Below are 19,718 nucleotides of genomic sequence, written 5' to 3'. Positions count from 1 at the left end.
TGCCGTACGACCGGCCAGCGCAACAGCGCGGCACACGGGCGACGCCATGCTGACGCGCCGCGTGTGCCGGGTTTGATGCAGGACTCAATGCGAGCGGATCATCGTGCCGAACGGCTGTTCGGTGAGAATTTCCAGCAGCACCGAGTGCTCGATACGGCCGTCGATGATGTGCACCGACCGCACGCCGCTCTTGGCCGCGTCCAGCGCCGACGAGATTTTCGGCAGCATGCCGCCGGAGATCGTGCCGTCGGCGAACAGACCGTCGATTTCGCGCGCCGACAGATCGGTCAGCAGATTGCCTTCCTTATCCATGACGCCGGGGATGTTGGTCATCATTACGAGCTTTTCGGCGTTCAGCACGACCGCCAGCTTGCCCGCGACCAGATCCGCGTTGATGTTGTACGAGAGGCCGTCTTCGCCGAAACCGATCGGCGAGATCACCGGAATGAACGCGTCGTCCTGCAGCGCTTTCACGACCGCCGGATTGATCGCCTCGACTTCACCCACCTGCCCGATATCGACGTACTGGCCCGGATTGTCGCGATCCGGCATCAGCATCTTGCGCGCGTGGATCAGGCCGCCGTCCTTGCCCGTCAGGCCGACCGCGTGGCCGCCGAAGTGGTTGATCAGCGTGACGATGTCCTGCTGCACTTCACCGCCGAGCACCCATTCGACGACTTCCATCGTCTCTTCGTCGGTGACGCGCATGCCCTGGATGAACGTGCCCTGTTTGCCGATCTTCTTCAGCGCCTGGTCGATTTGCGGACCGCCGCCGTGCACGATAACCGGATTGATGCCGACCAGCTTGAGCAGGATCACGTCGCGCGCGAAGCCTTGCTTGAGCCGCTCTTCGGTCATGGCGTTGCCGCCGTATTTGATGACCACGGTTTTACCGTGATACTGACGAATGTAGGGCAGCGCCTCGGCCAGGATTTCAGCCTTCAGGGTGGGCGCGATCTGCGAAAGGTCGGGAAGCTCGGACATGGCGGCAGGCTCAGGCACGGAACAGTTAAAACAGGGCGAATTGTACAGGACTGGCGCGCTGCAGCAGGGTTTTCGATAGTTGCGCGGGCGGTGGGCGCCAGCGGGTTTGCGCGCTGCGCAATGACATGCGGCGGACGCCAGCCGGACGACGAAGCGTACCGCGCTTTGGAGGCGCCCGTGAACTAGCCGAACGGACGACTCACGGGGCCTCGCCAGTCGTGGCATCATTTCCTGATCCCGGCTGAAGCGAGGCTATCCGGCCCGTCATGAAACCGTCTGTTTCCCGCTCCGAAAGCAGTGCGCGCTGCCCGCGCTGCGGCAATGCGTTCGATTGCGCCATGCATGGGCAGCCATTCGACTGCTGGTGCCGCGAAATGCCGCCAATGCCGGCGGACCGGCTCGACCCGGCCGGGCGCTGTTTGTGCCCTGAATGTCTTGTCGGGGAGATTGCGCTGGCGGCTCAGGGGCGGTCTGGCGGCGCGTGATTGGCGCTGAAGCCGCTGGGAGTGGAACCGTCTGAGGCAAGAGTCGCCGGATCGGGAAAGCGCCGCAGGCTTCCAAAAGTGCCGCCGGCCTACGAAAGCGCTTGGCTTCCGACAGTACCGCCGAGTTAGGCCGCGCGGCGGTGCTGGGCCGCAAGCGCGCTCAGGTCACGCGCGACGGCTTCCAGCGCCGGCTCCCATTGACCGAATTGCGGCTGCCGATACAACGTGGCGCTCGAATACCACGGGCTGTCGCTACGGTCGAGCAGCCAGACCCAGTGGGGGTTGACGTCGAGCAGCACCCAGGTGCGCTGGCCGAGCGCGCCGCTCAGATGCGCCGCCGAGGTGCAAACCGTGATGACCAGATCGAGCGCGCTCATGAACGCGGCGGTGTCGTCGAAGCTCGCGAATTCGGCGGTGTAGTCGGTCATCGGCAGGCCGGCTGCGCGTGCCGCCGCCACATCCGCGCCGGCGCCCGGCTGCAATGAATAGAACGCCACGTCCTGCATGCCACCGAAGTGAGCCGCATAGCGCTCCCAACCGACACGCCGGAACGGATTGCGTTGATGACCATGGCTGCCGGTCCATGTCAGCCCAACTTTGAGCCTCGCTTCGCCGGCAAACCGCTTTTGCCATGCGGCGGTGGATGCCTGATCTGCCCGCAAATAGGGCGCTGCCGGAATAGTTGCTTCGCGTGTGTCGAAAATCAACGGCAGGCTCAGCAGCGGAATCTCGTAGTCGAACGCCGGTAGCGATTCGACGCCGCCGCCGGCTGAAAACTCGTCCGCATGACCGCCCAGGCTGCGCGCGAGCAGTGCGCCCATCTGCGGGAACGAATTCCAGATGAGACGGCCACCCTCGCGATGCACGCGTTCGGCCAGCATCGGGACATAGCGGCAGAACTGCAACAGGTCGCCCATGCCTTGCTCGCCCCACGCGAGCAGCGTTTTGCCGGCGAGCGGTTCGCCATGCCAAAGCGGTGCCGGCATCGCCGGACGGTTGCCGCCCAGTTCCGAAGAGCCGTCCCAGCGCGCCTCGTGCGATGCCCAGCCATGCGCGTAATCGGCGCGCAGGAGTTGCAGCATGGAGAGATTGGAGCGCATGGTGGCATTGTTGGGGGCCAGCGCGCAAGCGGTTTGGGCGGCTTGCGCCGCGTCGTCCCAGCGTTGCGCCTCACGCAGCGTCAGCGCATAGTTGTTGTGCGCCAGCGGGCTATGCGGCGCGCGTTGCACGGCATTTGCGCCGGCTTCGAGCGCTCGCGGCAGATCCATGTTCGTGCGGTAGGCGTGCGTGAGATTGGTCCAGCCGTTGCCCTCGTCGGGGGCATCCCGGACGGCGCTTTCCAGCAGCGCGATCTGTTCGTTCAGGTCGCCGCCGGTGAGCATCAGTGCAGCGGCGAGATTGCTGCGCAGGCGCGGCAATCGAGGATCGATTGCGAGGGTGTGACGGTACGGGGCGATGGCCTCGTGATGCCGGTTCGCCATCTGCAGCGCGTAGCCCAAACGAAAGTGCGCAAGCGCGTTGCGGGGATCGAGTTGGGCAATAATGGCGGCGAGTTCGATTGCGTCGCCGGAGCGGTGTTGTTCGAGCAGCGTAGCCGTGAGCGAGTCGAGCGACGCGCCGTCGAGTGAATGGATTCGCGCCGCGGCAGCGAGGCAGTCGGCTTCGGCTTGCGCGATGCCGGTTTGCCGCGCTGCGGCGGCTTGTCGCAGAACGGTCAGGAAAGCTGAGGAGGCGTCGGCCTCGCTATCGGAAGTAGGTAGCATGGATGGGTTGCGCGACGGAGGAGCCGAAGAACAGATCGTCCGTGCGGCGCTATCGCAAAATTTCCATGTTACCGGCGCAAGGCCGCGAGGTAAGTCGGACGAGTCCGAACAGGTAAACTCAAGTCATGCATCGTATAACCAACACCGGCCGCGTCAATCTCGGACATCTGTTCTGGCTGCGCAGTCTCGCGATCATCGGCCAGTTGATGACGATTGCGTTCGTGCAGATCTTCGTCGGCGTGCATTTGCCGCTGCCCGCCATGCTGCTCGTGATCGCGCTCGAAGTGATCTTCAACGGAATCACGTGGTGGCGCGTCTCGCAGCAGCGGCCCGAATCCAACATGGAATTGTTCGGCCAGATCTGGGTCGATCTGGGTGCGTTGTCCGCGCTGCTGTTTCTCTCTGGCGGCACGACCAATCCATTTGTTTCGCTCTACCTGCCATCGCTCGCTATTGCCGCGGCCGTGCTGCCGTGGTCTCTGATGGCGTGGCTCGCGGCGTTCGCCGTGGCCTGCTACGCGGTCCTCGGTTTCGACTCCGTGCCGCTGAATCTTGACAATCCCGCCAACCTGTTCGACTACTACCGAGCGGGCATGTGGGTGAACTTCATGGTTAGCGTCGGCCTCATTGCATGGTTCGTCGCGCGCATGTCGCGAGCGCTGCGGCTACGTGACGCAGCGCTCGGCGACGCGCAGCAGCGCTTGCTTCACGACGAACGCGCGGTCGCGCTCGGTGTGCAGGCCGCCACCGTCGCGCACGAAATCGGCACGCCGTTGTCTACAATTGCAATGTTGTCCGAAGAATTACGAGATGCGGCGCGTTCCGATAAGGGACTTGCGCCTTACAGCGCCGATCTCGAGTTGCTCGAACAGCAAATGAGTTTGTGTACGTCGGCGCTTGCGCGCTTACGCAGCCGGGCGTCGACGAACACCCACCGGCAACCGGTCGGCGAGTGGCTTGAATCGTTCGGCGAGCAGTGGCGCCTGCGTCATCCGCATGTGAAGTTCGAGCGGGTCGGCGTGCCTCCCGCGGATGTCGGTCTTGACGATACGGTGGCCGTGAGCCAGATTCTCACGATTTTGCTCGACAACGCGGCGCGTGCAAGCCGCGATCACGTGACGCTGGCCTGCACGCTGGCGGCGCGCGGCGACCAGATCGTATTCGAGGTATGCGATGCAGGCCCGGGCATTCCGGCTACATTGCGCGGTTCGCTCGGAGCGATGCCGGTCGAGAGTACGCAAGGTGGGCATGGCGTGGGCCTCTATCTGGCTTTTTCGGCGGCCGCGCGTCTCAAGGGATCGATCGAACTGACCGATGTCAGCACGATCAAGCCGCGTGGCACGCGTGCGGTCCTGAAACTGCCGCTCGCCGGGCGCAAATTTTCTGGCGCGGGCCGTCAAGGCGCCGCGCCATCCAACACGGAGAAACAGGCATGAGTGAAATGAATTTTCTGGTGATCGACGACGATGAGGTGTTCTCCGGCATCCTCGCCCGCGGCCTCACCCGGCGCGGTTACACGGTGAGCGAAGCGCACAACGCGGATGAGGCGATCAAGCTGGCGAATCAGCAGAAGTTCAGCCAGATTACGGTGGACCTGCATCTCGGCAATGACTCCGGCCTCACGCTCGTTGCGCCTTTGCGCGACTTGCAGCCCGACGCGCGCATGCTGGTGCTCACCGGCTATGCGAGCATCGCCACCGCGGTGCAGGCGGTGAAAGACGGCGCCGATAACTATCTGGCGAAACCTGCCAACGTCGAGACGATTCTGTCGGCGCTGCAAAGTGAGGCGAGCGCGTTACAAGCCGAAGAGGCGATCGAGCATCCCACGCCGTTGTCGGTTGCGCGTCTGGAGTGGGAGCATATTCAGCGCGTGCTCGCCGAGCACGGCGGCAATATCTCGGCTACCGCGCGCGCGTTGAACATGCACCGGCGCACGCTGCAGCGCAAGCTGGCGAAGCGGCCGGTCAAGCAGTAGGCGCGGAGTTTCAACTCCGCTCGCCGTAGGCAAATGAAAACGGGCTGCCTTATCGAAGGGCAGCCCGTTTTTTGTATGCCTCACATCTGATCTACCTCAAGCAAGGAACACAACGGCTTGAGGCAATCTCAGCATCGACATCACAGCACGTAGCGCGACAGATCCTCATCTTCGGCCACTTCGTTCAGCGCGCGATCGACATAGGTCGCGTCGATCTGCACCGTCCGGCCCGAATGATTGCCGGCCGCGAACGAGACTTCCTCGAGCAGCTTTTCGATCACCGTGTAGAGGCGGCGTGCGCCGATGTTCTCGGTTTTCTCGTTCACCGAATACGCGATCTCGGCGAGGCGGCGAATGCCGTCGTCGGCGAATTCGAGGTGCACGTCTTCAGTGGCGAGCAGTGCCTGGTATTGCTTGACGAGGCTCGCGTCCGTGGACACCAGGATCGATTCGAAGTCCTTCACCGACAGCGAATCCAGTTCGACGCGAATCGGAAAGCGGCCTTGCAGTTCCGGAATCAGATCGCTCGGCTTGGCCAGATGGAATGCGCCGCTCGCAATGAAGAGAATGTGATCGGTCTTCACCATGCCGTATTTGGTGTTGATCGTGGTGCCTTCCACCAACGGCAACAGATCGCGCTGCACGCCCTGACGTGAGACTTCGCCGCCGCCTGCTTCGTTGCGCGAGGCGATCTTGTCGATCTCGTCGAGAAAAACAATGCCGTTCTGCTCGACGTTCTGCACGGCCTTGGTTTTCACCTCTTCGTCGTTCAGCATCTTGCCGGCTTCTTCGTCGGTGAGGACCTTGAGCGCTTCCTTCACCTTCATCTTGCGGCGCGTTTTCTTGCCGCCGCCGATGTTCGCGAACATCGACCGGATCTGCTCGGTCATGTCTTCCATGCCTGGCGGCCCCATGATGTCCATGCCGACTTGCGGCTGTTCCACATCGAGCTCGATTTCCTTGTCGTCGAGCAGACCTTCGCGCAGCCGCTTGCGGAATGTCTGACGGGTGGTGCCGCCTTCGTCGACGGTATCCGCGGTGCTCGAACTCGCGCCGAATCCGACCGGACGCGCGCTCGGCAGCAGAATATCGAGGATGCGGTCTTCGGCCTGATCTTCCGCCTTGGTTCGCACTTTGCGCATTTCCGTTTCGCGCGTCTGCTTGACCGAAATTTCGATCAGGTCGCGCACGATGCTGTCAACGTCACGGCCCACATAGCCGACTTCGGTGAACTTGGTCGCTTCGATCTTGATGAACGGCGCGTCGGCCAGTTTCGCCAGACGCCGCGCGATTTCGGTCTTGCCGACGCCGGTCGGTCCGATCATCAGGATGTTCTTCGGCGTGATTTCCTGACGCAACGGATCTTCAACCTGTTGACGGCGCCAGCGATTGCGCAGCGCCACGGCCACCGCTTTCTTTGCGCGGCCTTGGCCGATGATGTGTTTGTCGAGTTCGGAGACGATCTCGGCAGGGGTCATGGTGCTCATCGTGGGTCCTTACTCGATCGTCTCGATAACGCGGTTATGGTTCGTGTAGATGCACATGTCGCCGGCAATCTCCAGCGACTTCTCCACGATTTCACGGGGCGACAGCTCAGTGTTGTCGGCGAGCGCTTTCGCGGCGGCTTGCGCATACGCGCCGCCGGAACCGATCGCGCAGATGCCGCCTTCCGGATCGAGCACGTCGCCGTTGCCGGTGATGACCAGCGTGGTGGTGGCGTCCGCGGCGATCAGCATGGCTTCGAGACGGCGCAGCATGCGGTCGGTGCGCCAGTCTTTGGCGAGTTCGACGGCGGAGCGCGTGAGGTTGCCCTGATGTTTTTCCAGCTTCGCTTCGAAGCGGTCGAGCAGCGAGAAGGCGTCGGCCGTGCCGCCAGCGAAGCCGACCAGCACCTTGCCGTTATAGATGCGCCGGACTTTCTTCGCACCGCCTTTCATGACGATGTTGCCCAGCGTCACCTGGCCGTCGCCGCCGAGCGCGACCTTGTCGCCGCGGCGCACGGAGACGATCGTCGTGCCGTGAAATTGCTCCATATGCGTTCCTCTTTGCAAAACGGGTAGGACGCGGCAGCGCAGTGCGCCACCGCATGAATCCTGAAAGCGGACGGCGCGCGACGCTAACAATTGAACCGGCCGGCGCGCGCTCGTGCAGCGCATGTCCGATTTATTTTAGGGCGTGCGCGGTCATATCAAGAGCCGGCAAATGGCATAAGACAAAAAACACGCGATTTGGTGCGGGAGCGGACGCGGTGCATGGAACGCGCGAGTCGGCTCGCGTACACGGCGGAGAAGCGGAAAAGGAGCCGCAAAGGATGTCTGCCTGCAGCCGCGTAAAAACATCGTCAAAGCAACGCCCAAAAAAGCATCACACAAAAGAAAAAGGCGCACGGCTCACCGTGCGCCTCTCGACGAAGCAGCGTTTCAGGGCGCGGAGCCGAAGCCGCGCCGCAAGCGTTCAGTCGCCGAACAGCTTCTGGCGCAGTTCACGGCGCTCCTGCGCTTCGAGCGACAGGGTGGCCGTGGGCCGTGCGAGCAGACGCGGAATGCCGATCGGCTCACCGGTTTCCTCGCACCAGCCGTAGTCGCCCGAATCGATGCGCGCGATCGATTGCTGAACCTTCTTCAGCAGCTTGCGCTCGCGGTCGCGCGTGCGCAGTTCGAGCGCATGCTCTTCCTCGATCGTTGCACGGTCGGCCGGATCCGGCACGATCACCGTTTCGCGCAGGTTCTCGGTCGTTTGGCCGGCATTGCGGAGAATGTCCGCTTGCAGCTGTTCGAGCTTGTTCTTGAAGAAGGCGAGCTGATCCTCATTCATGTAATCCTTGTCGCTCATCTTCAGGATTTCGGCTTCGGTCAAGAGTCGTTTCGTCGTCATCTGGCTTACTTCTTCAATGTGAGGCAAAACTCTTACATAGTGCCCGCACTTTCGTATTGCCCGCAAAGGCGCCTTGAGGACGCAGAGCGCCAAGGCGGGCACGGACGGTGGACTGTCGTGACGCCGAAGCGCCTGGCGCCCACACGCCGGGCGTCGCGACGCCAATGCGGGGCCGAACTCCTCTGGAAACCGATTCTCAAATGCTCCTGAGGCATTGCTTGCCGGCAGCGCGCCCTTCAGCGGTGCTAGCCGGCATTGTCGGCGTATTGTCCGGATAAGATTTTCCGGCGCCGTTTCAGGCCCGGCGCGGGATACGCGCTGACCGGGCAATTCATTGTCATTCTCCAGTGGGCACGTATTGTAACTGAATCACAATCCAGCACCGCAACTGGTGAAAATCCCCGTGCGACGCCCCGATATCCCGAAAATATAACGCGCGAACGACCAAAAAGCGATGGTCGTGCACGCATTAATACAGCAGGGTTTTCACGCGCTTTTCATACGCGCGACTTTTCAGTGAGCTTTCGGCTACCGCCGCGCATATTCAGCAGATGATTGACTCGGCGCGCGTGGAGCACACGGGCATTGGAGGCGCAGCAGCACGGCGCGTGCCGTACTGCCGGCGCTCCGAATGAATGACAAGCCCGGACAGGCCGGCGCTGGCGGACTTAGGCCAGGCAGGCGTCCAGACCGTCGGTGATCAGGTCTTGCGGCAGTTCGATGCCGATAAACACCATCTTGTTGGTCTTTTTCTCGATCGGTTGCCATTTCGCGGCCAGATCGCTGCCCATCATCTGGTGCACGCCCTGAAATACGACTTTGCGGTCGACGCCCTTCATATACAGCACGCCCTTATAGCGCAGCAGGCGTTCGCCGTAAATCTGCAGAATGCCGCCGAGAAAATCTTCGAGCTTGTTCGGATCGAACGGACGGTCGTTACGGTAGACGAACGACTTGATCTTGTCGTCGTGGTGCGCATGGTGGTGGTGCGCGTGATCGTGGCCTTCGTGATCGCACTGACCGTGGTCGTGATCGCAGTTGGCGTGATCGTCGTGGGTATGGCCGTGCTCGTCATGCGCGTGAGCATGGTTGTGCGCATGGTCGTCTTCGACGAGGAAATCCGGATCGATCTCGAGCTTCGAATTCAGGTTGAAGCCGCGCAGGTCGAAGATTTCCTTGATGTCCGCTTCGCCGAAATTGACGACTTTGATTGCCGCCCGCGGGTTCATGTGCAGCAGACGGTGGCGCAGATCGGCCACGTGCTTTTCATCGACCAGGTCGGACTTGGTGATGAACAGGCGGTCAGCGAACCCGACCTGGCGCTGCACGACTTCGTGCTCGTCCAGTTGCTGGTTCGCGTGCTTGGCGTCGACCAGCGTGATGATCGCGTCCAGCAGGAATTCGTTGGCGATCTGGTCGTCCATGAAGAACGTCTGCGCAACCGGACCCGGGTTGGCGAGGCCGGTCGTTTCGATCACGACGCGGTCGAAATCCAGTTTGCCGGACTGCTTCTGCGCCGCCAGATCGCCCAGCACGCGCGACAGGTCACCGCGAATGGTGCAGCAGATGCAGCCGTTGCTCATCTGGATGATCTGCTCGCCCGTGTCCTGCACGAGGATTTCGTTGTCGATGTTCTCTTCGCCGAACTCGTTTTCGATCACGGCGATTTTCATGCCGTGCTTCTCATTCAGGATGCGCTTGAGCAGGGTGGTTTTGCCGCTGCCGAGAAAGCCGGTCAGGATGGTGACTGGGATCATGTGGGTCGCCTGTATGGTCGTGAAACGGTGCGTAATCGAAAGCTTAGGCGGGGCGCGGCAGCCTGATGGCGCGCAGCCCTGTCTAGCCGGTTATTGAAACATATCTGTCAAGCCGGTGCTGGCGAACGGGGTTTCAAGCCCGCTTTCGCCCCTGCCCGCGGCACCGGAAATATTCCTGAAACTATGGGCGATCAGGCGATTTGCAACAGCAGGCCCTTCAGGTATTCGCCTTCCGGAAACGCGGTGAGCAGCGGATGATCCACCCCTGCGCCGAGCCGCTTGAGAATCCGGGCGTCCACGCGCGCGTCGGCGGCCGCGCCGGACACGATCTTCTGGAACAGTTCGGCGTCGATCGCGCCGGAGCACGAATAGGTGAAAAGCAGGCCGCCCGGGCGCAGCAGCTTCAGGCCGGTCAGATTGATGTCCTTGTAGGCGCGCGACGCGCGGTCCACGTGTTCACGCGACGGCGCGAATTTCGGCGGATCGAGCACGATCAGATCGAAGCGCTCGCCGTCGTCGTAAAGGCGGCGCAGCGTTTTGAACGCGTCGGCGTCGAGCCAGGTGGCGCGTTCGGCGTCGAAGCCGTTGGCCGCCACGTTCTGCTGGGCGATCGCGAGCGCATCACCCGACGAATCGATCGACACCACCCGTTTGGCGCCGCCTTTCAATGCCGCCAGCGAGAACCCGCCGGTGTAGCAGAAGCAGTTCAGCACCTCGCGATCCTGCGCGAGCTGTTGCACCAGCAGGCGGTTGTCGCGCTGGTCGACATAAAAGCCGGTCTTGTGGCCATTGCGCACGTCGACGTGATACCGCACGCCGTTTTCGCTCGCGATCAGCGCTTCCGACGGCGCTTCGCCCGCCAGCACGCCGGTAATCTGCTCGAGTCCTTCCTTCTGACGAATCGACACATCCGAGCGTTCGTAGACATTCCGGCAACCAGTCGCGCCTGTCAGCGCCGCGACGATCGCTTCCTTCCACGCCTCGACGCCCGCGGCCATGAACTGGCAGACCAGCTGGCTGCGCTGGCCTTCGTCCTCGGCGACGTAGTGATCGACGATCAAGCCCGGCAGGCCATCCGCTTCGCCGAAAATCAGCCGCATCGCGCCGGTGTCATGAACCATCGTTTGACGGTGCGCGAGCGCGCGCTGCACGCGGCGCTTGAAGAAAGCATGATCGATCGGTTCGGTTTCGTCGAAGCTCCACACGCGGGCGCGGATCTGCGAATGCGGGCTATAGGCCGCGCGCGCGAGAAAACGGCCGTCGTGCGCGCGCACCAGCACGGTGGCGCCGGGCGCGGGATTGCCGTCGATCCGGTCGATCGCGTTGGCATAGACCCACGGATGGCGGCGCAGCAGCGACTTTTCTTTCGACGGTTTGAGCGTAACGGTATTCATCAGGGTATTAGCAGAGCAATGGGCCGCGCGACTCAGCGCACGCGGCAGGTGAAGCGAAGGCGCAGACCGCACGCCGCGAATCGAGCCGCGGAGTCAGTCGCGTTTTTTGGCGCGCGGATGCGCCTGATCGTAGACGTGCGCGAGATGCTGGAAATCGAGCGCGGTGTACACCTGGGTCGCGGTGATGCTGGCGTGGCCGAGCAGTTCCTGAACGGCGCGCAGATCGCCGCTCGACTGCAGCACGTGCGTGGCGAACGAATGCCGCAATACGTGCGGATGCACGTTGGCCGGAATGCCGGCGCTCAGCGCCACGCGCTTCACGCGCTCGCGCACGGCGTTCGGCGACAGGCGATTGCCGCGCACCGACAGGAAGAGCGGATGCGGATCGTGCTTCACCATCTGGTCGCGCACGGCGAGCCAAGCGCTCAAGGCCTGCAAGGCCTTGCTGCCGACCGGCACGACGCGGCGCCGGTTGCCCTTGCCCAGCACTTCGACCTCGGCGGAATCGAGCCTCAGCCAGCCGGCCGAGCGGTAGCCGTCGGCATCGGCGAAACGGGCGTCGAGGCCGACCAGTTCCGCGAGCCGCAGGCCCGACGAGTAAAACAGTTCGAGCATGGCGTGATCGCGCAAACCTTCGGGCGATGCGGCAGGCGGACTTTCCATCAGACGGGCGGCGTCGTCGACGGAAAGCGCTTTGGGCAGCGTTTTGGGCTGCTTCGGCGCGCGCACGGTCGCGACCGGATTGGCCGGCAGATCGACGCGGCCGGCAAGCCAGCGGTAAAAGGCGCGCCACGCCGACAGCCGGTGGCTGATCGAGCGCGCCGTCAGGCCGCCCGCGTGCGCCCGCGAAACGGCGCCGCGAATGTCCACGGCGGTCAGGCTTTCGAGCGGCCGGCCTTTGGCCAACTGCTTGAGTTCGCCGAGTTCGTGGGTGTAGCCGCGCAGCGTATGGGCCGACAGCCGCCGCTCATGTTCGAGATTCGACAGATAGGCAGCGATCGGATCGGCGGCGGTCACGGTGGGCTTGTTGGGCGGCTGGCGCGGAGCTGAACGTGGCTCAGCGCGGCAGCAGACGGCTCAGGGCGGCGCTAGCCAGCGCGCCGATCTGCGTCAGGAAGTCGGTCGCCATGCCGTCGTGGAAGCGGCGCGCGTCGGCGGAGCCCATCACCAACAGGCCGAAGGTCGGCGCTTCTTCCTTACCCTCGGGGTCGCGCAGCGCGAGCAGGGCGATCGATTCGGTGGCGTGCGCCGACTCGGACGCCGCGTGGCCGGCTGTGCTCTCGTCGCTCACGGCGGCCACCGACGGCGCCAGCCACTGCGCCGCTTCGAAGCCGGTATTCGCGCCGCAGTACGGCGTGGCCAGGCTGTTGGCGAAGATGCGCACTTCCTCGCCGACATGGCGCGCGAAGTCGGCCTGAGCATACGGCTCGGCCACATCCCATACGCGCAGCGCGGCTTGCGGCACGTCGAAAATGTCGCGCAAACCGGTGGCGATCGTGCGAGGCAGCGCATACGGATCGCGCTCGGCCATCACACGAATGGTCCAGCGGTTGAATTTCGACGCGATGCTGTCGTTCTCGTGGCCGTAGCGCAGGAGTTCGGCGAGGCGGCGTTCGAGGTGCTTGTTCTTGTCACGCAGCATTTCCATCTGCCGTTCCTGCAGCGACACCGCGGCTTTGCCATGCGGATTCGCGAGGCGGATCGTCGCGAGCATTTCCGCGTGTTCGGCGAAAAAATCGGGGTTGGCGAGCAGATATTCGGCGACTTCGCGATCGTTCATGGTTTCGGCTAGAGGACTTCGGGACGCCGCCTTGGGGCGGCGCATCGGTCAATGAGTTTAAGCGGCCTGTGAATCGGCTAATAAGTCGGGCAGTTCGATTTCGCCTTCGAAGACGGTCGCGGCGGGCCCGGCCATCAAGAGCGGCTCGCCTTCTTGCGTGCTGTCCCATGTGATCGTCAGTTTGCCGCCGTGAGTATGCACGAGCACCGGTGCGTCCAGCAGTCCGCGCCGGATGCCGGCCGCGACGGCCGCGCAGGCGCCCGTGCCGCACGCCAGCGTTTCGCCCGCGCCGCGTTCGTACACGCGCAGTTTGACCTCACTGCGGCCGACGATCTGCATGAAGCCCGCGTTCACCCGCTGCGGAAAGCGCGCATGACGTTCGATCACCGGGCCTTCGACCAGCACCGGGAATGCTTCGACGTCGTCGACCACTTGCACAGCGTGTGGATTGCCCATCGACACCACCGAAATCCAGCGCGTCGTACCGTTTACATCGAGCGGCCAGAGCGTGTCCGCGCCCTCGCGGCGGCCTTCCAGGCCTTTGGTGGCGAACGGCACGCGTTGCGGATCGAACACGGGCGTGCCCATATCGACCAGCACTTCGCCGTTCTCCTGCATGGTCAGCGTGATGGTGCCCTTTTGCACCTGCACGCGCACGCTGCGTTGGTCGGTGAGGCGGTTGTCGCGCACGAACTTGACGAAGCAGCGTGCGCCGTTACCACAATGCTCGACCTCGCCGCCGTCGCAATTGAAGATGCGGTATCTGAAATCGACGCCCGCCACTGTGGGCTTTTCGACCAGCAGCAACTGGTCGGCGCCGACGCCGAAATGCCGGTCCGCGAGCGCGCGCACCTGCGCCGGCGTCAGGTTGACCGGTTGGGTGTAGCCGTCGAGCACGACGAAGTCGTTGCCCGCGCCGTGCATTTTGGTGAATTTCAGTTTCATCACGCTATTGTAAGTGACGAGCCAGCGGGTGAGCCGAACGCCGCGTTTTTTCCGTGTTCGGGCGCTTTCTTCACACACCGCGAAGGCGGCCGTTCAATACACGCTCGGTTGACCCGGTGGCCGGGTCTTGAAGCGCTTGTGCACCCAGTAGTACTGCTCGGGCATCGACGGAATCTGCTCTTCCAGGAAGGCATTCATGCGACGGGCGTCCGCGTCGTCGTCGCCGGTCGGGTAGTTCTCCCACGGCTTGAACACCTTGAGGCGGTAGCCTTTGTAGTTCGGCAGCACCTCGCCGATGAACGGCACCACCTGCGCGTGGCCGACCTTGGCCAGACGCCCCACCGCGGTCAGCGTGCAGGTCGGCACGCCGAAGAACGGCACGAAGGTGGAGTTGCGCGCGCCGTAGTCCATGTCGGCGCCGAGCATGACCGGCTTGCGGTCGCGCAGCCAGCGCAGCACGATGCGCGCGCTGTCGGCGCGGCTCGCCATGTCCGCGCCGAAACGCGCGCGCGCGGCTTTCGCGACTTCTTCCAGTTCGGGATTCGACATCGGCTGATAGAGCGAACCGCATTGGCGCTTGAGCGAATAGTTCAGGAAGATCGAGCCGGCCTCGATACCGACGAAGTGAAAGCCGAGAAACAGCGTGGGCGGCAAGTTCGGGTCAGTCAGATCGATCGCGCTGTCGAGCTGGATCAGCTTTTCGAGCTTCTTCGCCGAGCCGAACCACTGCACGCTGCGTTCGAGGTAGCTGCGGATCGCGTGGCGGAAATGCTTCTGCGCGACGTCTTCACGGCGCTCGTCGTTCCATTCCGGGAAGCACAGCTTCAGGTTGATATGGACGATGCGTTTGCGCCGGCTCGGGATCTGATACAGCAACCAGCCGAGTCCATCGCCGAGGCGGGCGATGAGACCATAAGGCAACAATGCAAACAGTTTCAGCAGCCCGATCGCGAGTTTCGCGCCATAGCGGCTCAGCATGCCGCCTCCTGAACAGAGTTGCGGCGCATGACGCAAATCAGGAAAGCGGAAAAGTTGACGTAATACCCCACGCTTGGACACTCTGTGACAATCATAAGAAGTCGCTATAATAAGGGCTTCGCCGAGTTAATAGACAACTTGCGGGGCGAAGCCGGTGGCTGCAAACCATGTGATTTGCGCCTCCTGGTAAGGTAATCCGCTAAAGCGTCGCCGCTTCAAGGCTCCCGAAGCTGGCTACGTGAAACTCAACCGTAACCACACAACAGGAGTCTGCAACGTGGCAAACGACTATCTCTTCACTTCCGAATCCGTCTCCGAAGGCCATCCCGACAAAGTCGCGGATCAGATTTCGGACGCCATTCTCGACGCCATTCTGGCTCAGGACAAATACTCGCGCGTCGCCGCGGAAACGCTGTGCAACACGGGTCTTGTCGTGCTGGCCGGTGAAATCACCACTACCGCGAACGTCGATTACATCCAGGTCGCGCGCAACACGATCAAGCGCATCGGCTACGACAACACCGACTACGGCATCGACTACCGCGGCTGCGCGGTGCTCGTCGCGTACGACAAGCAATCGCCGGACATCGCCCAGGGCGTGGACCGCGCGCACGACAACAACCTCGATCAAGGCGCCGGCGACCAGGGCCTGATGTTCGGTTACGCCTGCGAAGAAACGCCGGAACTGATGCCGTTGCCGATCCACCTGTCGCACCGTCTGGTGGAGCGTCAGGCAAATCTGCGCCGTGACCGCCGCCTGCCCTGGCTGCGTCCGGATGCGAAGTCGCAAGTTACCGTGCGTTATGTGGACGGCAAACCGCATGCGATCGACACCGTGGTGCTGTCCACGCAGCATTCGCCGGACATCGATCTGGACACGCTGCGCGAAGCCGTGATCGAAGAAGTCATCAAGCCGACGCTGCCGGCCGAGCTCATCAAGGGCGACATCAAGTTCCTGGTGAATCCTACGGGTCGTTTCGTGATTGGCGGTCCGCAAGGCGACTGCGGTTTGACCGGCCGCAAGATCATCGTCGATACGTACGGCGGTGCCGCACCGCACGGCGGCGGCGCGTTCTCGGGCAAGGATCCGTCCAAGGTCGACCGTTCGGCGGCCTACGCCGGCCGTTATGTGGCGAAGAACATCGTGGCCGCGGGTCTGGCTTCGCGCTGCCTGATTCAGGTGTCGTACGCGATTGGCGTCGCCCAGCCTACGTCGGTGATGGTGAACACTTTCGGCACGGGCCGTGTGTCGGATGCGACCATCACGCGTCTGGTGCAGGAGCATTTCGACCTGCGTCCGAAGGGCATCATCCAGATGCTCGACTTGCTGCGCCCCATCTACGAGAAGAGCGCGGCCTATGGTCACTTCGGCCGTGAAGAGCCGGAATTCACGTGGGAATCCACAGACAAGGCGCTGGCGCTAGCCGAAGCCGCCGGCACGGAACCGGTTGCCGCACTGGCCGAATAAGCACGCGTTGTCCGTATCAGCAAAAAACCCCGCCGGCGCGAGCCAGGCGGGGTTTTTTGTTTGCGTCGGTCGCTTTGCTGCGCGGACGACCGGCGGCTTCAACGGCCGCGATGTGCTTGCGCGTCGTCAGAGCGCGTCGTGCGTGGACTGCGCTGGCCAAGCGGCGTGTTCTGTACGCGCCCTTAACGGCTCGCAAACGCGAACGCGAACCAGCCGGTGCTGCCGTTCGTCGACATGCGACGCGGGCGACGGCTCGTGTTCTGCGGCACGGCGACCGGTGCGCGTGGCGCGGTGAGGCGCAGCGGCGTCGGTTTGCGCAACAGCGTGCGTAGCGAAAAACGGCGCGAGCCGCCTTGCAGACGCAAGGCGGAGAAGAACGTGTTGAACCAGGTGCGAATGCCGTCGACGGCTTTCGCATCGCGCCATTGTTCGCCCAGCGCGCGTGTGCGGGTGGCGTGATGACGCAGCGCGCGCACGACATGGCGGCGCGCCGGACGCGCCGCTTTCAGTGCGGCACGGGTAAGACGGGTGTTCAGGAGAGTGTGCATGGCTTCAGAAATAGGCAACGTGTCGCGCGACGGAGTGTGCGCCATGTGGAGCACCAAATGTGCCAATGGCGGTGCCGCGATGGACGGCGCGAAAGCCTGGAATTCGACGGGAAAATGCACGGAGTACAGCGGAGTCGGCCTTGGCGGCCTGTACGCGGCGCAAAAGTGCGGGAGTGGCAATCAACATGCAGGCAGGTTACACGCGATTCGTGACGTCATAAAGTCCGTTTTTACCCTGCAAATACGGGTTTTTACGGGGTAGATCGCGATTTGCGGCAGCGCGGTCCGGCCCTTTGCGGTTGTTTTTCGTGCGTGCTTGCCCATTCGAAGTGCCGCGAAACCGAGCATGGCGCATGAAAGTAGTGCGTAAGGCGGCGGTTTCGCGCAGGTGAAACAGCACACCCTGCGATCGCGCCCGTTTTACAATCGAGCATCAGCTTGTGGACAGTAACGGAACACCAATGTCACTTCATTCCAAGAAAGAGCAGATTCAGACGTTGCGGGAGCAGGGTTTTGTCGTGGTGCCCGGATTGGTGTCGCCCGAGCGTTGCGATGAGTTGAAGCAGATTGCACAGCATCAGTTGCAGGAAGCGGCGGCGCCGATCGAGTTCGAAGCGGACCTGCAATATCCCGGCGCGCCGACCTCCAAACAGGCGCCGGGCGGCCATACGGTGCGGCGGCTGCTGGATGCGTACGGACGTCATCCGAGTTTCGCGCAATGGGCGACCGCGCCGGAAATTCGCGGCTGGATGGAGTTGTATTTCGGTGAAGAGCCGCGCCTGTCGCGCGCGCACCATAACTGCATGATGACCAAGCATCCTGCGTATGGCAGCCTGACCGGCTGGCATCGCGATGTGCGGTACTGGTCGTTCGAGCGGGACGATCTGGTGTCGGTTTGGCTCGCCGTCGGCGCGGAGACGGTGGATAACGGCGCGCTGTGGCTGGTGCCGAAGTCACACAGCGCCGCGTTCACATCCGAGCGGTTCGATCAGGCCAAATTCTTCCGCTCCGATCTGGAAGAGAATCGGGAATGGATTCGCACTGCGGTGTCGCCTGAATTGAACGCCGGCGACGTGGTGTTCTTTCACTGCAATACCTTGCACTCGGCCGGCAAGAACATCACCGACCAGGTGAAGTTTTCGCTGGTGTACACCTATCACGGCGCGAGCAATGTGCCGTTGCCGGGAACCCGTTCGGCTGGGAAGCCCGAAGTGGCGTTCTAGGTTTTTCGATCTCCCGCGGCGACGCATCGGGTTCATACGCTGAGAACCCCGAGCGCCGCGCGGTCGCGCACGCTGTCACCGCTTGCGTCCCGACAAAGCCATTCCCGTCAGGCCGGCGATCGTGGCGACGACACCGCCCACGATCAGCATGATCGCCTTGTTGGTCGGCGAACCGGTGAAGACGCGCGAGACGTCGCTGCTCACCGAATTGAACGCCTGCCCGCCGAAATACAGCAGCACCACACCGCCGACAATCAACGCGATGGAAATCGCCTTCGTCATTGACCTCTCCCATAAGCTTGAGTCGGGCAAAGTGTAGGGGAGCTGCAAGCGATCGTCCATCCCGCATACTGGGTGTCTGCATGCATCACGTCGATTCGCTACCATAGCGGTCTGGCCGCATCCTCCTACAAAAATAAAGCAGCACGCCTCCCGCAGCATGCAATTGCCCATGCCCGCACATGTCGGGCACCTTCACCATCAAGGACACTAGCAATGGCTTACGAAGCAGCTTCAGAACGCTATTCGGATATGCAGTACCGCGTCTGCGGCAAGTCGGGTCTCAAACTACCGGCGCTGTCGCTCGGTCTATGGCACAACTTCGGCGACACCACGCCGATCTCCACGCAGCGCGACATCTTGCGCACGGCCTTCGATCTGGGTATCACGCACTTCGACCTCGCCAACAACTACGGGCCGCCGTACGGCAGCGCCGAAACCAATTTCGGCCGACTCTTCAAGGATGATTTCAAACCGTATCGCGATGAACTGCTGATTTCGTCGAAGGCCGGTTGGGACATGTGGCCGGGTCCGTACGGTCAAGGCGGCGGCTCGCGCAAATACGTGCTCGCGAGTCTCGATCAGAGCCTGCAACGCATGGGTCTCGACTACGTCGATATTTTCTATTCACATCGTTTCGATGCCGACACACCGCTCGAAGAAACCGCCGGTGCATTGGCGAGCGCTGTGCAGCAGGGCAAGGCGCTGTACATCGGGATCTCGTCGTACTCGGCAACCAAGACGCTCGAAATGGCGAAGCTGCTCGCCGAGTACAAGGTGCCGTTGCTGATCCATCAGCCCGCGTACAACATGCTCAATCGCTGGATCGAAAAGGAGCTGCTGGATACGCTGGAGAAGGTCGGCGCGGGCGCCATCGCGTTCACGCCGCTGGCCCAGGGTCTGCTCACCGGCAAATATCTGAACGGCGTGCCGGAAGACGCGCGCGTCAACAAGCCGGGCGGCGGTTCGTTGAAGCAGGAGCACTTGAGCGCGCAAAACATCGAGCACGTGCGCAAACTCAACGACATCGCGCAACGTCGCGGCCAGAGCCTCGCGCAGATGGCACTCGCGTGGGCGCTGCGCGATCCGCGTGTGACCTCCGTGCTGATCGGTGCAAGCCGCGCGGAGCAGGTGCGTGAAAACGTCGGTGCGCTGAAGAACCTTGCGTTCTCCAAGAACGAACTTGCCGAGATCGACCGCTATGCGACCGAAGGCGGCATCAACCTGTGGGAAAAGCCGTCGACGGATCAGGCGATCTGATCCTC

19 protein-coding genes are annotated in these 19,718 nt (G+C 62.7%); 6 read left to right on the top strand and 13 right to left on the bottom strand.

The annotated features are described in order from the left end of the window. Positions 1 to 84: 84 nt before the first annotated feature. Complete coding sequence (gene argB, locus RI103_RS18685) at positions 85 to 984, bottom strand: acetylglutamate kinase (RefSeq protein ID WP_007179687.1); 900 nt, start codon at positions 982 to 984, stop codon at positions 85 to 87. A 266-nt stretch (positions 985 to 1,250) separates the two neighbouring features. On the opposite strand from argB, the gene RI103_RS18680 reads away from it, so the two are divergent. Continuing rightward, the gene (locus tag RI103_RS18680; protein ID WP_310813376.1) at positions 1,251 to 1,469 is read left to right on the top strand and encodes a cysteine-rich CWC family protein; all 219 of its coding nucleotides are present in this window, start codon (positions 1,251 to 1,253) and stop codon (positions 1,467 to 1,469) included. A gap of 125 nt (positions 1,470 to 1,594) precedes the next feature. Here the strand turns inward: RI103_RS18680 and RI103_RS18675 are convergent, their stop codons facing one another. Then, entirely contained in the window at positions 1,595 to 3,232 is a 1,638-nt protein-coding gene (locus RI103_RS18675; RefSeq protein WP_310813375.1) for a hypothetical protein, read from the bottom strand. 125 nt (positions 3,233 to 3,357) lie between these two features. Here RI103_RS18675 and RI103_RS18670 point away from each other — a divergent pair, with 125 nt between their 5' ends. Both RI103_RS18670 and RI103_RS18665 read left to right on the top strand, forming a co-directional pair. Beyond that, entirely contained in the window at positions 3,358 to 4,668 is a 1,311-nt protein-coding gene (locus RI103_RS18670; protein WP_310813374.1) for an ATP-binding protein, read from the top strand. Continuing rightward, positions 4,665 to 5,207 carry a response regulator transcription factor gene (locus tag RI103_RS18665; protein WP_007179684.1) on the top strand — a complete coding sequence of 181 codons (543 nt, stop codon included), beginning with the start codon at positions 4,665 to 4,667 and terminating at the stop codon, positions 5,205 to 5,207. Before RI103_RS18670 ends, RI103_RS18665 begins: the two co-directional genes overlap by 4 nt. A gap of 140 nt (positions 5,208 to 5,347) precedes the next feature. Here the strand turns inward: RI103_RS18665 and hslU are convergent, their stop codons facing one another. From hslU to RI103_RS18620, 9 genes are all read right to left on the bottom strand, one after another. Then, entirely contained in the window at positions 5,348 to 6,694 is a 1,347-nt protein-coding gene (gene hslU / locus RI103_RS18660) for an ATP-dependent protease ATPase subunit HslU (RefSeq protein ID WP_310813373.1), read from the bottom strand. 9 nt (positions 6,695 to 6,703) lie between these two features. Next, complete coding sequence (gene hslV / locus RI103_RS18655) at positions 6,704 to 7,240, bottom strand: ATP-dependent protease subunit HslV (protein WP_310813372.1); 537 nt, start codon at positions 7,238 to 7,240, stop codon at positions 6,704 to 6,706. A 421-nt stretch (positions 7,241 to 7,661) separates the two neighbouring features. Next, on the bottom strand, positions 7,662 to 8,081 hold the full coding sequence (gene dksA, locus RI103_RS18650; protein ID WP_012431412.1) for an RNA polymerase-binding protein DksA: 420 nt from the start codon (positions 8,079 to 8,081) through the stop codon (positions 7,662 to 7,664). 668 nt (positions 8,082 to 8,749) lie between these two features. Beyond that, a complete protein-coding gene (locus RI103_RS18645; RefSeq protein ID WP_310813371.1) occupies positions 8,750 to 9,838 on the bottom strand; it encodes a GTP-binding protein in 1,089 nt (362 codons plus the stop codon). Between the two features lie 191 nt (positions 9,839 to 10,029). Beyond that, the gene (locus tag RI103_RS18640; protein ID WP_310813370.1) at positions 10,030 to 11,232 is read right to left on the bottom strand and encodes a class I SAM-dependent rRNA methyltransferase; all 1,203 of its coding nucleotides are present in this window, start codon (positions 11,230 to 11,232) and stop codon (positions 10,030 to 10,032) included. Positions 11,233 to 11,325: 93 nt separating this feature from the next. Further along, entirely contained in the window at positions 11,326 to 12,249 is a 924-nt protein-coding gene (gene xerC / locus RI103_RS18635) for a tyrosine recombinase XerC (protein ID WP_310813369.1), read from the bottom strand. A 40-nt stretch (positions 12,250 to 12,289) separates the two neighbouring features. After that, positions 12,290 to 13,012 carry a DUF484 family protein gene (locus tag RI103_RS18630; RefSeq protein ID WP_310813368.1) on the bottom strand — a complete coding sequence of 241 codons (723 nt, stop codon included), beginning with the start codon at positions 13,010 to 13,012 and terminating at the stop codon, positions 12,290 to 12,292. A 57-nt stretch (positions 13,013 to 13,069) separates the two neighbouring features. Then, the gene (dapF, locus tag RI103_RS18625) at positions 13,070 to 13,957 is read right to left on the bottom strand and encodes a diaminopimelate epimerase (protein WP_310813367.1); all 888 of its coding nucleotides are present in this window, start codon (positions 13,955 to 13,957) and stop codon (positions 13,070 to 13,072) included. Positions 13,958 to 14,050: 93 nt separating this feature from the next. Beyond that, positions 14,051 to 14,935, bottom strand: a complete 885-nt coding sequence (locus RI103_RS18620; RefSeq protein ID WP_310813366.1) for a lipid A biosynthesis lauroyl acyltransferase — start codon at positions 14,933 to 14,935, stop codon at positions 14,051 to 14,053. Between the two features lie 277 nt (positions 14,936 to 15,212). Here RI103_RS18620 and metK point away from each other — a divergent pair, with 277 nt between their 5' ends. Beyond that, positions 15,213 to 16,403 (top strand): methionine adenosyltransferase, encoded by a 1,191-nt coding sequence (gene metK / locus RI103_RS18615; RefSeq protein WP_310813365.1) that lies wholly within the window; start codon positions 15,213 to 15,215, stop codon positions 16,401 to 16,403. Between the two features lie 182 nt (positions 16,404 to 16,585). Here the strand turns inward: metK and RI103_RS18610 are convergent, their stop codons facing one another. Beyond that, complete coding sequence (locus tag RI103_RS18610) at positions 16,586 to 16,951, bottom strand: hypothetical protein (protein ID WP_310815276.1); 366 nt, start codon at positions 16,949 to 16,951, stop codon at positions 16,586 to 16,588. Positions 16,952 to 17,412: 461 nt separating this feature from the next. Between RI103_RS18610 and RI103_RS18605 the strand changes: the two genes are divergently transcribed. Beyond that, positions 17,413 to 18,174, top strand: coding sequence for a phytanoyl-CoA dioxygenase family protein (locus tag RI103_RS18605; RefSeq protein WP_310813364.1), 762 nt, complete (start codon positions 17,413 to 17,415; stop codon positions 18,172 to 18,174). A gap of 75 nt (positions 18,175 to 18,249) precedes the next feature. On the opposite strand, the gene RI103_RS18600 is transcribed toward RI103_RS18605, so the two are convergent. After that, positions 18,250 to 18,456, bottom strand: coding sequence for a DUF3185 family protein (locus tag RI103_RS18600; RefSeq protein WP_132376382.1), 207 nt, complete (start codon positions 18,454 to 18,456; stop codon positions 18,250 to 18,252). A 213-nt stretch (positions 18,457 to 18,669) separates the two neighbouring features. Between RI103_RS18600 and mgrA the strand changes: the two genes are divergently transcribed. Then, positions 18,670 to 19,713, top strand: coding sequence for an L-glyceraldehyde 3-phosphate reductase (gene mgrA / locus RI103_RS18595; protein ID WP_310813363.1), 1,044 nt, complete (start codon positions 18,670 to 18,672; stop codon positions 19,711 to 19,713). The last annotated feature ends 5 nt before the right edge of the window (positions 19,714 to 19,718 follow it).

This window comes from Paraburkholderia sp. FT54 (assembly GCF_031585635.1).
In the GTDB taxonomy this organism is placed as follows: domain Bacteria; phylum Pseudomonadota; class Gammaproteobacteria; order Burkholderiales; family Burkholderiaceae; genus Paraburkholderia.
This window is presented reverse-complemented; position numbering and strand designations above follow the sequence as displayed.